This window comes from Microbacterium sp. H6 (genome assembly GCF_003314775.1).
GTDB lineage: Bacteria > Actinomycetota > Actinomycetes > Actinomycetales > Microbacteriaceae > Microbacterium > Microbacterium oxydans.
The window spans coordinates 455-12,888 of the sequence record NZ_QOAY01000098.1; the positions used below are offsets into that span (position 1 = coordinate 455).

At 68.5% G+C, this 12,434-nt stretch carries 13 protein-coding genes; 6 read left to right on the forward strand and 7 right to left on the reverse strand.

Annotated features, from left to right (window positions below):
* Positions 1-3,085 (forward strand): multifunctional oxoglutarate decarboxylase/oxoglutarate dehydrogenase thiamine pyrophosphate-binding subunit/dihydrolipoyllysine-residue succinyltransferase subunit (locus tag DSP71_RS06590; RefSeq protein WP_258546297.1); only part of this gene is annotated, 3,085 nt, incomplete at its 5' end.
* A gap of 57 nt (positions 3,086-3,142) precedes the next feature.
* Here DSP71_RS06590 and DSP71_RS06595 read toward each other — a convergent pair.
* From DSP71_RS06595 to DSP71_RS06605, 3 genes are read right to left on the reverse strand one after another with little or no spacing between them, the layout of a single operon-like run.
* Complete coding sequence (locus DSP71_RS06595; protein ID WP_113680682.1) at positions 3,143-4,450, reverse strand: GNAT family N-acetyltransferase; 1,308 nt, start codon at positions 4,448-4,450, stop codon at positions 3,143-3,145.
* Between the two features lie 33 nt (positions 4,451-4,483).
* On the reverse strand, positions 4,484-4,729 hold the full coding sequence (locus DSP71_RS06600; RefSeq protein ID WP_046749475.1) for a zf-HC2 domain-containing protein: 246 nt from the start codon (positions 4,727-4,729) through the stop codon (positions 4,484-4,486).
* Positions 4,726-5,388 carry a sigma-70 family RNA polymerase sigma factor gene (locus DSP71_RS06605; protein WP_046749476.1) on the reverse strand — a complete coding sequence of 221 codons (663 nt, stop codon included), beginning with the start codon at positions 5,386-5,388 and terminating at the stop codon, positions 4,726-4,728. The genes DSP71_RS06600 and DSP71_RS06605 overlap by 4 nt, the downstream gene beginning before the upstream one ends.
* A gap of 72 nt (positions 5,389-5,460) precedes the next feature.
* Between DSP71_RS06605 and aroA the strand changes: the two genes are divergently transcribed.
* From aroA to bcp, 3 genes are read left to right on the forward strand one after another with little or no spacing between them, the layout of a single operon-like run.
* A complete protein-coding gene (gene aroA / locus DSP71_RS06610) occupies positions 5,461-6,777 on the forward strand; it encodes a 3-phosphoshikimate 1-carboxyvinyltransferase (protein ID WP_061017489.1) in 1,317 nt (438 codons plus the stop codon).
* 2 nt (positions 6,778-6,779) lie between these two features.
* The gene (gene rsgA, locus DSP71_RS06615) at positions 6,780-7,850 is read left to right on the forward strand and encodes a ribosome small subunit-dependent GTPase A (protein WP_046749478.1); all 1,071 of its coding nucleotides are present in this window, start codon (positions 6,780-6,782) and stop codon (positions 7,848-7,850) included.
* Positions 7,851-7,859: 9 nt separating this feature from the next.
* Positions 7,860-8,333: a thioredoxin-dependent thiol peroxidase gene (gene bcp / locus DSP71_RS06620; protein WP_058633158.1), complete on the forward strand. Its 474-nt coding sequence runs from the start codon at positions 7,860-7,862 to the stop codon at positions 8,331-8,333.
* Between the two features lie 48 nt (positions 8,334-8,381).
* Here the strand turns inward: bcp and DSP71_RS06625 are convergent, their stop codons facing one another.
* A complete protein-coding gene (locus tag DSP71_RS06625; protein WP_046749480.1) occupies positions 8,382-8,780 on the reverse strand; it encodes a hypothetical protein in 399 nt (132 codons plus the stop codon).
* Between the two features lie 218 nt (positions 8,781-8,998).
* Here DSP71_RS06625 and DSP71_RS06630 point away from each other — a divergent pair, with 218 nt between their 5' ends.
* Positions 8,999-9,247, forward strand: a complete 249-nt coding sequence (locus tag DSP71_RS06630) for a WhiB family transcriptional regulator (RefSeq protein ID WP_017203224.1) — start codon at positions 8,999-9,001, stop codon at positions 9,245-9,247.
* A gap of 63 nt (positions 9,248-9,310) precedes the next feature.
* Here the strand turns inward: DSP71_RS06630 and DSP71_RS06635 are convergent, their stop codons facing one another.
* Both DSP71_RS06635 and DSP71_RS24585 read right to left on the reverse strand, forming a co-directional pair.
* Complete coding sequence (locus DSP71_RS06635) at positions 9,311-10,795, reverse strand: sensor histidine kinase (RefSeq protein ID WP_113680683.1); 1,485 nt, start codon at positions 10,793-10,795, stop codon at positions 9,311-9,313.
* A gap of 24 nt (positions 10,796-10,819) precedes the next feature.
* The gene (locus tag DSP71_RS24585; protein ID WP_045262053.1) at positions 10,820-11,206 is read right to left on the reverse strand and encodes an Rv3235 family protein; all 387 of its coding nucleotides are present in this window, start codon (positions 11,204-11,206) and stop codon (positions 10,820-10,822) included.
* A 130-nt stretch (positions 11,207-11,336) separates the two neighbouring features.
* On the opposite strand from DSP71_RS24585, the gene DSP71_RS06645 reads away from it, so the two are divergent.
* Positions 11,337-11,948 carry a hypothetical protein gene (locus tag DSP71_RS06645; RefSeq protein ID WP_113680684.1) on the forward strand — a complete coding sequence of 204 codons (612 nt, stop codon included), beginning with the start codon at positions 11,337-11,339 and terminating at the stop codon, positions 11,946-11,948.
* Here the strand turns inward: DSP71_RS06645 and DSP71_RS06650 are convergent.
* On the reverse strand, positions 11,936-12,214 hold the full coding sequence (locus DSP71_RS06650) for a helix-turn-helix domain-containing protein (RefSeq protein WP_113680690.1): 279 nt from the start codon (positions 12,212-12,214) through the stop codon (positions 11,936-11,938). The two genes, DSP71_RS06645 and DSP71_RS06650, sit on opposite strands and share 13 nt — an antisense overlap.
* Between the last annotated feature and the right edge of the window lie 220 nt (positions 12,215-12,434).

Genomic DNA, 12,434 nt, shown 5'->3' on the forward strand with positions numbered 1-12,434 from the left:
CAAGCCCTCGGTGGTCGCACCGGCGCACGTCAACCTGGGCATCGCGATCGACCTGCCCAAGCCCGACGGCACGCGCGCCCTCATGGTGCCCAGCATCAAGCGCGCCGACACCCTGACCTTCACCGAGTACCTCTCCGCTTACGAAGACCTGGTCACGCGTGCACGAGGCAACAAGCTGACCGCCGCCGACTTCCAGGGCACCACGGTGTCGCTCACCAACCCCGGCGGAATCGGAACCGTGCACTCGGTGCCGCGTCTCATGAAGGGCCAGGGCTGCATCATCGGCGCCGGCGCCCTCGAGTACCCGGCCGAGTTCCAGGGCGCGAGCGAGAAGACGCTCAACGAGCTGGCGATCGGCAAGACGATCACGCTCACGAGCACCTACGACCACCGTGTCATCCAGGGAGCCGGCTCCGGCGAGTTCCTGAAGAAGGTGCACGAGCTGCTCATCGGCCAGCGCGGCTTCTACGACGACATCTTCGCGGCGCTCCGCATCCCCTACGCACCGATCCGGTGGAACCCCGACATCGCGGTCGATCTCGCCGAGCGCGTCGACAAGCAGTCCCGCGTGCAGGAGCTCATCAACTCGTTCCGTGTGCGCGGTCACCTGATGGCCGACATCGACCCGCTCGAGTACGTGCAGCGTTCGCACCCGGACCTGGAGATCGAGAGCCACGGCCTCACCTTCTGGGACCTCGACCGCGAGTTCGTCACCGGCGGTTTCGGCGGACGACGCATCGCGAAGCTCCGCGACATCCTCGGCGTGCTGCGCGACTCGTACTGCCGCACGCTCGGCATCGAGTACATGCACATCCAGGACCCGGAGCAGCGCCGCTGGTTCCAGGAGAAGGTCGAGGTCAAGTACCAGAAGCCCGGCCACGACGAGCAGCTGCGGGTCCTCCGCAAGCTCAACGAGGCCGAGGCGTTCGAGACCTTCCTGCAGACCAAGTTCGTCGGCCAGAAGCGCTTCTCCCTCGAGGGCGGCGAGTCGCTGATCCCGCTGCTCGACGAGATCCTGCAGGGCGCGGCCACGGCAGGCCTCGAAGGGGCTGCGATCGGCATGGCCCACCGCGGCCGCCTGAACGTGCTCACCAACATCGCCGGAAAGACCTATGGTCAGGTCTTCCGTGAGTTCGAGGGCACGCAGACGCCGGGCAACCAGCGCGGATCCGGTGACGTGAAGTACCACCTCGGGACCGAGGGCACCTTCGTCGCCGATGACAAGTCGGAGCTCCCCGTCTACCTAGCCGCCAACCCCTCGCACCTCGAGACGGTCGACGGCGTGCTGGAGGGCATCGTCCGCGCCAAGCAGGACCGCAAGCCCATCGGCACGTTCGCGTGGCTGCCCATCCTCGTGCACGGCGACGCCGCGTTCGCCGGGCAGGGTGTCGTGGTCGAGACCCTGCAGATGTCGCAGCTGCGCGGCTACCGCACGGGTGGCACGATCCACGTGGTGGTGAACAACCAGGTCGGTTTCACCACCACCCCGAACGACGGCCGCACCTCGATCTACTCGACCGACGTGGCCAAGACCATCCAGGCCCCGGTCTTCCACGTGAACGGCGACGACCCGGAGGCGGTCATCCACGTCGCGCAGCTCGCCTTCGAGTACCGCGAGCGCTTCCACCGCGATGTCGTGATCGACCTGGTCTGCTACCGCCGACGCGGCCACAACGAGGGAGACGACCCCTCGATGACGCAGCCGCTGATGACCGACCTCATCCAGGCGAAGCGCTCCGTCCGGCGGCTGTACACCGAGTCGCTCGTCGGCCGAGGTGACATCACCGAGCAGGAGTACGACGAGGCCAAGGCCGACTTCCAGAACCGACTGGAGATCGCCTTCGCCGAGACGCACGCGGCCGAGACCGGTGCCCTCCCCGTCGCGCCGGAGACGCCGCCCGTCGAGGACCAGGTCGGCGCACCGGAGGTCACCGGCGTGCCGAGCGAGGTCATCCAGATGATCGGCGATGCCTTCGTGAACAAGCCAGAGGGCTTCACGGTGCACCCGAAGATCCAGCAGCTGCTCGAGAAGCGCCTCGACATGAGCCGCAACGGCGCCATCGACTGGGGCTTCGGCGAGCTGCTCGCCTTCGGCTCGCTCCTCGTGGAGGGCACCCCGGTTCGTCTGGCCGGGCAGGATGCGCGGCGCGGCACGTTCGTGCAGCGGCACGCGACCCTGCACGACCGCGCGAACGGTCAGGAATGGCTGCCCCTGTCGAACCTCTCCGACGCCCAGGGACGCTTCTTCGTCTACGACTCGCTGCTGAGCGAGTACGCGGCTCTCGGCTTCGAGTACGGCTACTCGGTCGAGGCCCCCGAAGCGCTCGTGCTCTGGGAGGCGCAGTTCGGCGACTTCGTCAACGGCGCTCAGTCCGTCATCGACGAGTACATCTCGGCGGCCGAGCAGAAGTGGGGGCAGCAGTCCAGTGTGACCCTGCTCCTCCCCCACGGCTACGAGGGTCAGGGACCGGATCACTCCTCTGCGCGCATCGAGCGGTTCCTGCAGATGTGCGCGCAGGACAACATGATCGTTTCGCGCCCGTCGACTCCGGCCTCGTACTTCCACCTGCTGCGTCGCCAGGCCTATGCCCGTCCGCGCAAGCCGTTGATCGTGTTCACCCCGAAGGCCATGCTGCGTCTGCGTGGAGCGACCAGCCCGGTCGAGGCCTTCACCCAGGGCCGGTTCGAACCTGTGCTCGACGACGACCGCGGTCTCGACCGCGCCGCCGTCAAGCGCGTGCTGGTGCACTCGGGCAAGGTGCACTGGGACCTGCGGGCCGAGCTCGAGAAGAACCCGAACCCCGCGGTGGCGCTGGTCCGGCTCGAGCAGCTGTACCCGACTCCGATCGACGGCCTCAAGGCCATCACCGATTCCTACCCGAACGCCGAGCTGGTGTGGGTGCAGGAGGAGCCGGAGAACCAGGGCGCATGGCCCTTCCTCGCGCTCGCTTTCGCCGACGTGCCGGGAGACCGTTCGTTCCGTCCGGTCTCGCGCCCGGCTTCGGCCTCGCCGGCGACGGGATCCTCGAAGGTCCACGCGGCAGAGCAGGCTGCGCTGATCCAGGCAGCCGTCACACTCGGCTGATCGTCTGCACGAAAGGGGCGCCGCGACTCAGGTCGCGGCGCCCCTTCTCGTGCCGACTCAATACCAGATGTCGAGAGACGGCGCGGGGAAGGTGATGAAGGCTCGGTCGAGGGCCTCGACCGCAGCGGCATCGGCGGCGATGCGGCCGGCACCGTGCAGCGTCGCAGCGCGGACCCCTCCCGCATACAGGGCGGAGAGCGCGGAGACATCGAGCGTGACATCGACGTCTGTCGCGGAGTCGGTCACCGGATCGACGGTCGCGACGCCGGAGTCGTCCACGTGCAGGCGCCAGTCGCCGTTCGCGAAGTCGAGGGAGTCTTCCACGCGGATGACGGTGTCGATCGGCGCCGAGTATCGACGGGCGGTCAGCGCGGCAGGGATGTCGAGCACGCGCAGCCAGCCGTGGTCGTGCACCTCCTGCTTCACGCCGCGGGTGTCGTGCACGAGCCATGGCAGCGGGTCGTCGACCGGGCGGAGGTCGGCGACCACCTCGTCGACGAGATCGTGCTGCAGAGCGAAGCGCCAGAGCGCCGTGCGCGCGTCCGTCGTCTCGGCGACCAGCAGGCGCACGTCCATCCGGAACCGGAAGGTGCCGGCGGCCTCACCGACGGTGTAGGCCATGACGCCACGCAGCACGCCGTCTTCGTCCCGATAACGCACCCCACGTGCCTGGTCGCGGTCCGGGGTGGGAGACACGCCCGCGTACCCCTCCCATCGACCTTGCCAGCCCGGGATCTGCCCCGCGGCCCTCCCCCGTGCGCGTTCGTGGACCGTGCCGAGGTCTGCAGCGAGGGTCTCCCGGTCGACGTACTCGAGGGTGCCGAGCGGGGTCGGGCCGCTCCAGCCGGCGCGGCGGGTGTCGACCGTGTGACGCGCGACCGGGATCGCGGAGCCGAAGCCGTAGCGACCGTAGATCGTCGCCTCCGACACCGTGAGGCCCGCGATGGGCACACCGGAGGCTGCCGCAGCGCGAAGCTCTCCTTCGAGAAGCGCCCTGGCTATCCCGCGGCGGCGATGCGTCGCCGACACCGTCACCACGCTGATGGCCCACATGTCGATCTCACGCCCACCGGGAACGGTGAGCGGCGTCACCCAGCCGTTGATGGTCGCGACGGGAAGGTCGGCATCGACGGCGCCCTGCTCGTACACGCCGACGTTCCGCCGTTCGGCGAAGGTCTTGCGCACCTGGGCGATCATCTCGGTGCTCGGCTCAGGCCCGAGGAACCCGCGGTCGACCGCGCGCTCGAATGCCGATGCCTTCGGGTCGTCGCTCAGATCGACGACGCGATAGTCGAGACCGGCTCCGGCCAGTCGTTCCCTCGAGATGGTGTCAGCGGGTACGTCTCTCGCATCGATGGAGGTCATCCACCCACACTACCGACGCCCTCCGACCCGGAGTCAGTGCTGGGCTGCCTGCACTGCCCGCAGCCGGGCGAACACCTGGTCGCGCAGCTCCTCGGGTGCGGTCTCCTTGCAGGCCCGCGCGATCACATCGGTGAGGGTGGTGGCGACGAGAGCCTCATCCCGACAGGACGGGCAGTTCTCCAGATGCTCGCGGATCTCGGTGTGCTCGGTCTTGCACACCTCGTTGCGGAGATACTCCTCCAGATCCTGACGGGCTTTGTCGCAGCCGCAGTCACTCATTTCTTGCTCCTCGTCTCGGCCGCGGCGATGCCCCGCTCAGCGGCGTAATCTGCCAGCAGCTCCCGCAGCATCCGCCTGCCACGGTGCAGACGGCTCATGACGGTGCCGATGGGGGTCTTCATGATGTCGGCGATCTCCTGATACGCGAAACCCTCGACATCCGCGAGATAGACCGCGAGACGGAAGTCCTCCGGCACGGCCTGCAGCGCGTCCTTGACGACGGAGGCGGGCATCCGGTCGATGGCCTCCGCCTCGGCCGACCGGCTGTGCGACGCCGTCGTCGACTCCGCTCCGCCCAGCTGCCAGTCTTCGAGCTCGTCGATCGTGCCCTGGAACGGCTCCCGCTGACGCTTGCGGTAGATGTTGATGTAGGTGTTCGTGAGGATCCGGTAGAGCCACGCCTTGAGGTTCGTACCCTGCGAGAACGTCGCCCAGGACCCATAGGCCTTGACGAAGGTCTCCTGCACGAGGTCTGCGGCGTCGGCGGGATTGCGCGTCATACGCATCGCGGCGGCGTAGAGCTGGTCCATGAACGGGAGCGCCTGCTCTTCGAACTCGCGCCGAGGGTCGCCGACGGTGTCTGCGGTTGCGGTGTCATCCATCACCGGCCAGTCTAGGCCGCTGAGGTCGATCACCTCGCGCTCCAACGTCGCCGTCATACTCGCTCCTTCGGTGGGGTGGGAGCCTGTCGTTCGCGACGAAGCTCCCTGCGTTTACTAAGGTGAGAACCGATGAGCGCCAACAGGTATTCCCCCTCCCGCGTGCAGGGCGCCTACACCGCGCCCTCGACCGACGTGCCCGTGCACGCCGAGCTCACGATCCCCGGTTCGAAGTCGCTGACGAACCGCGAGTTGATCATCGCCGCGATCGCCGACGGTCCCGGCCGCCTGATCGCCCCTCTGCACTCCGACGACTCCGCGCGCATGGTCGACGCGCTGCGTGCCCTCGGGGTGGGCATCGAGGAGGTGGATGCCGGTCATGAGTTCGGGCCTGACCTCGTCGTCACCCCTGCGAGACTCGACGGCGGCACCACGATCGACTGCGGGCAGGCCGGCACCGTCATGCGCTTCATCGCTCCGCTGGCCGGACTCGCCGAGAACGACGTGCATCTCACCGCGCACGAGACCGCCCTCCATCGGCCGATGGGGGGCCTCATCAGCGCGCTGCGCGACCTCGGAGTCGACATCGACGACGAGGGCACCTGGGCTCTTCCGTTCACGATCCGCGGCCACGGGCGCATCCGCGGGGGGCGCGTCGAGATCGATGCCTCCGCATCGAGCCAGTTCGTCTCCGGGCTCCTCCTCGCCGCTCCGCGTTTCGATGTGGGACTGCACCTCGTCCACACCGGCGAGCACCTGCCGAGCCTTCCGCACATCGACATGACCATCGAGGCACTCAGCCGCCGAGGCATCCGCATCGAGCGCCCAGCCGTCGGCGAATGGCTTGTCGAGGCGGGCGTCCCCCGCGCCAAGGAGATCGCGATCGAACCCGATCTCTCGAACGCCGCACCGTTCCTCGCCGCCGCGCTCGTCACCGGTGGATCCGTGTCGATCACGGGCTGGCCTCCGCACTCCACCCAACCGGGCGCCCTCCTGCCGGAAATCCTCCAGGCGACCGGAGCTCACGTCGGGCGGCACGGCGGAACGCTCACGGTGCGCGCGGGCTCCGGCATCCGCGGTCTCGACCTCGATCTCTCGGCGGCGAGCGAGCTCACCCCGACACTGGTCGGCCTCGCCGCCTTCGCGGACTCCCCGACGACGATCCGCGGCATCGGGCACATCCGTCTGCACGAGACCGATCGAATCGCCGCGCTGATCGGGAACCTGCGTGCCCTCGGCGGCGAGGCCGAGGAACTGCCGGACGGACTCCGCATCATCCCGCGCCCACTGCACGGCGGACGCTGGGCTGCGCACCACGACCACCGCATGGCTACGACCGGCGCGCTCATCGGTCTCCGTGTCCCCGATGTGGAGATCGACGACATCGGCACCACTGCGAAGACCCTCCCGGAGTTCACGATGCTCTGGGAGCGGATGCTGCGGGGCTGACGGTGAGCTGGCTCGACGACGCCGACGACCTCGAAGACGACTTCGAGGACTTCGACGAGAGCAGCATCCGCACCCGCCCGAACCCCAAAGCCAACCGGCCGCGCACGAAGCGCCGTCCCGCGCACGAGGACGCGCAGGTGGGGCGAGTGCTCGGTGTGGATCGGGGTCGCTACTCCGTCCTGCTCGGGGAGGACACGGCGGAGGAGCGCACGATCACCACCACACGTGCGCGCGAGCTGCGCCGAACACCCATCGTCACGGGCGACCAGGCCCGAGTGGTCGGCGACACCTCGGGAGACGATGGCACCCTCGCCCGTATCGTCGGCATCGTGGAGCGGACCTCGCTTCTCCGACGCAGCGCGGACGACACGGACCAGGTCGAGCGGGTGATCGTCGCCAACGCGGACCAGATGCTCATCGTCGTCGCGGCCGCCGACCCCGAACCCCGTGCGCGCCTGGTCGATCGCTATCTCGTGGCAGCACTCGACGCCGGCATCCGCCCCCTTCTCGTCGTCACGAAGACCGACATCGCCGACCCGACCGAGTTCCTCACGCATTTCGAGGGGCTGGACCTTCGGGTCTTCACGAGTTCCCAGGACGAGATGCCCGTCGAGGAGATCGGCGAGGCTCTCATCGGTCACTCCACGGTGTTCGTCGGACACTCCGGAGTCGGCAAGTCGACACTCGTCAATGCACTCGTCCCCACAGCGCTGCGCGCCACGGGACACGTGAATCAGGTGACAGGACGCGGACGCCACACGTCGTCGTCGACCGTGTCCCTGCGTTACCAGGGAGCGGGTGGCACCGGCTGGGTGATCGACACCCCTGGGGTGCGCTCGTTCGGACTCGGCCATGTCGATCCGGCCAACATCCTCGCGGCCTTCACCGAGCTCGCGACGATCGCCGAGGACTGCCCCCGCGGCTGCACCCATCTGGCCGATGCCCCCGACTGCGCGCTCATCGAGGCGGCGGAACGAGGGGAGCTGGGAGAGACCGGTCGTGCGCGACTCGACTCTCTGCAGCGGCTGCTGCAGACGTTCGCAGACAAGGCGGAGCAGACGCCCGGGCGTTAGGCTGGAGGCGTGACCCAGCGCCTCGAACCAGGAACCGCCGCCCCCGACTTCTCACTCCTCGACCAGGACGGGAACACCGTCCGCCTCGAGGATCTGCGCGGCCAGAAGACCGTGCTGTACTTCTACCCGGCGGCGATGACCCCCGGATGCACCACCGAGGCCTGCGACTTCCGCGACAGCATCTCGTCCCTCCAGGGCGCCGGCTACCGCGTGGTCGGCATCTCGCGTGACGACCCCGCGACGCTGACGAAGTTCCGCGAGCGCGACGCCCTCACCTTCCCGCTCCTCAGCGACCCCGATCACGCGGTCCACTCCGCGTACGGTGCGTGGGGAGAGAAGATGAACTACGGCAAGCTCGTCGAAGGCGTCATCCGCTCGACCTTCGTCCTCGACGAGGACGGCACGATCGTGCTCGCGCAGTACAACGTCAAGGCCACCGGCCACGTCGCGCGTCTGCGCAAACAGCTCGGCATCGACGCCTGACCTGCCCCGTAGGCACCTCCCGAGCCTCAGAGATCCGAGCTCCGGAGGTCACTCCGCCGCGCGCTGCGGCCCTTCGCGACGGGCGCTCGTGATCAGCAGCGCGAAGCCGACCAGGCCGGGGAGCCCGACTCCGAGCGTGAACGGCCAGGAGATCGGCTGCAGCGTGAGAGAAGCCAGCGCGAGCGCCACGGCGAGCACCTGGAAGACCACTCCCCCTGAGCGCGCCCAGGACTTCCCGGAGCGCGTGCCCACCGCGAAGGCGACGAGGGCTGCGGCACCGATCAGCGTGAGCACGATGAGCGCGAGGGCGGTCGGGAGAGAGGCCGCGTCACCCGCACCGAGGCCGGCGAGTTCGATCACCGCGAAGACCAGGAGCGCCACTGCCTCGAGAGCGAGGACGGCTGCTGCCGCGAGGGCGATTCCGGGTGCGCGCACGGTGTCTCCCATGGATCGAATGAGGAGAAAACCCTTGATTTCACGGTTTTCATGTAACAGAATAGAGAAAGTCATGTGCTCCCACAGCGGCGTGGGGCGAGCGTTGACGCTCGCATCACAATTCGCGGGCATTCCGTCCGCATCTCAACAGGGTAGCGGAACCCGAACTACTACCCGAATCCGAGAGGTCGCATCGCGACATCTCATGAAATCCACACCGAGGAGCCCCCATGGACTGGCGCGATAAGGCCGCCTGCCTGACTGTCGACCCCGAGCTTTTCTTCCCCGTGGGGAACACCGGCCCGGCCGTCGATCAGATCGAGAAGGCGAAGACCGTCTGCGCCACCTGCACGGTCACCGAGATCTGCTTGCAGTACGCCCTGGAGACCAGCCAGGACTCCGGCGTCTGGGGCGGCCTCTCCGAGGACGAGCGCCGCGCTCTCAAGCGTCGCGCCGCCCGCGCACGCCGCGCCTCCTGAACTTCCGGAAGCGGCCTGAGATCGACTCTCAGGCCGCTTCCGTCTGTCCGGACCCTGCTGCGCTCAGCGTTCCAGCCAGCGCAGCGGGATGTCGATGACCACCTCGGTGCCGTCGCCGTCGCTCCCGTGCCACTCGATGGTGCCGCCGAGCTCGCCCTGGATCAGGGTGCGGATGATCTGCGTGCCGAGCCCCTGACCGATCCGCCCTTCCGGCAGACCGAGGCCGGTGTCGCGCACCGTGACACGGAGGTTGTCCTCTGTGCGCTTCGCGTCGATCGTCACGACACCCTCCTGGCCGGCGAGCCCATGCTCGACCGCGTTCGTGACGACCTCCGTCAGTGCGAGCGCGAGCGGGGTCGCGTACTCGCTCGGCAGGACTCCGAACCGCCCGGTCGACTGGGTCCGTGCCCGGGTGTTCGGCGCGGAGGCGACCTCGGCGACGAGCTTGAGCACACGGTGGAAGACCTCGTCGAAATCGACCTTCTGGGTGAGGCCCTGAGCGAGGGTGTCGTGCACCACGGCGATCGCGTCCACGCGGCGCATGGCCTGCGTCAAGGCGTCGCGTGCCTCGTCGGAGTGCGTGCGGCGAGCCTGGATGCGCAGGAGCGAGGCCACCGTCTGCAGATTGTTCTTGACCCGGTGATGGATCTCGCGGATCGTGGCGTCCTTCGTGATGAGCTCCTGCTCCTGATGGCGGAGCTCCGACACATCACGGCACAGCACGATGGCGCCGATGCGCGTGCCATGGTCCTTGAGGGGGATGGCGCGCAGGGATACCGTCACGCCGCGGGCCTCGATGTCCGTGCGCCACGGAGCGCGCCCCGTGACGACCACGGGCAGCGACTCGTCGACCTGGCGGGAGGGCGGGACGAGTCGGGTGGTGACCTCGGCCAGCGATTCCCCCTCGAGCTCATCGTCGAAGCCCATCCGGTTGAATGCGGAGAGCGCGTTCGGGCTGGCGAAGGTCGTGATCCCGTCGACATCGATGCGGATGAGGCCGTCGGAGGCGCGAGGGGCTCCTCGGCGGGGCGAGGTGGGGGCCGTCAGGTCAGGGAAGCTGCCGTCGGCGATCATGCGGAACAGATCGTTCGCGCACTCGTCGAACGTGATCTGCTGTCGCGAGGGCGTGCGCACCTCGCCGAGGTTGGTGTGGCGGGTGACGACCCCGATCACAGTGGACTGGGCGTCAGCTCCGCGCTTCACGGTGACGATCGGCACCGCTCGCACCCTCGTCGGTGTCTCCTCGAACCAATCGGGCGAGGAGGAATCGACGATCTCGGCGGACTCGAATGCCCCCTGCACCTGGGTGCGCCACTGGGGCCGCACCCGCTCTCCCACGATGTCGCGATAGAAGAGCGTGGCCGCACCGCTGGGCCGGGCATGCGCGACGGCGATGAACGACCCGTCCTCGGTCTGGATCCAGATCACGATGTCGGCAGAGGCGAGGTCTGCGAGAAGCTGACCGTCGCCGGCGAGTCGATGGAGCCATTCGACATCGCTGTCGTTCAGGCGCCCCTGGGCATGGGCGAGATCACTGAGGGCTGACACCTGACCAGCCTACGGTCAGATGCCTCAGAGAATCGCCAGCGAAGTCGCGCGCCACCGACGATCGATTCCCTCCAGCCGGACGGCGACCGCCCGGGTGCGGCCGGGCCCCGCCACCACGACGACGGCCTCGATCACCCCGTCGAGAGGTTCTGTGACCCTCAGCGCCCTGATCTCGAACGTCGGCCGCGCGGGCACCACCCCGCGCGCGCTGCGTGCCCTGGCGGACAGGTTCGCGCGCGTCACCAGGCTCCGGAACGCGTCTTCGCTGAGCCATCGGGCGAGCTGGTCGACCTCCCTGACCCCGGCGAGGACCTCGAGGACGCCGTGTGTGAGGCTGCGCAGAAGCGGTACAGGATCGGGAAGCTCGCTGGTCGACGTCGGCTGGGGTGCGAAGTACTCGTGCGGCATCATGACGGACTCTCGATCGGGACGGTCTGCGAGTGAGCCAGTACAGCAGCGCGTGCATCTCGACAGGGCCGGGATCGACGAAGAATGTGGATAACTCGTATGCCCCGTATCCCGGTCGCCTACGCTCTGTCGAATGCACTGGGACCGACTGTTCGAAGACCTCGAGGGCCAGCTCGCCTCGGAATGGGAGGCGGAGCGTGCGGTGCTCGATGCCGAGTCGGAGCGGCTGCGGATCGCGCGGCTGGATCTGCGCCATCGCCTGCGCGCACTGTGCGGCGGCGGCGCCGAGGCCACCATCGACCTCATGAGCGGGCGACGGATCCCCGTCTCGCTGCAGACCCTCGGAGCGGACTGGATAGCCGTGAGGACGAGAGGAACCGGCAGCGGCAGCCCCGCTTCCGGCACATCGATCCTCCCCCTCCTCGCGGTCGCGGGGATCACGCTGGATCACGGGATGATCCTCGCGAGTCTCGATGAGCCCGCGGCCGCCGACGTGCCACTGCGGGAACGGATGACGCTCGGCTTCGTGCTGCGCGATCTCGCCCGGCGTCGTGTGCCGGTGCGCATCACCACACTCGTCGGTGACGACCTCCACGGAACCATCGATCGTGCGGCCGCCGACCATCTGGATCTGGCCGTGCACGATCCCGGCGAAGCGCGATCGGCCGCGGCGGTGCAGGCGTTCCGCGTCGTCCCGTTCTCTTCGCTCGTCGCGCTGCGGGCTTCGAGCGGTCAGATGCCCTGAGCGGCGGACGTTCCCCAGACCTCGGGGAAACTCGCCGTCTGAGACTGTCGCCACAGCGCCATCCGGCGGGCGATCTCCGATTCCTCGGACAGATAGCCGTCGAGGCTGGACTCCTCCACTCGCCACCGAGGCGGTGAACCGAGCCGAGCGCCCCTCAGCCTCCCCTCCTGCACGAGGGTGACCACCTCGTCGACGCCGATGCTCAGCAGCTCCGCCACCTGCGCCGGCGCGAGATAACGCGGTGCGCGAGCGGGGGTGGCAGCCATGTGCCCATTCTCTCCCAGGCCCTCCCGCAGGTGCCGCCGGATCCTTCGCTGTGGATAACTCGCGAAGCGCCGAAGCCGATTCTGTGACGATATCGCCATGGCTTCCCTCTCTCCTCCCCGTCGCGCCTTCTGGGGCGACGTGCGATTCCTGATCGGCATCGCCCTGGTCGCCCTGTCGATCGGCGGGGTCTGGCTCATCGTCTCCGCCGCCGACGATGCG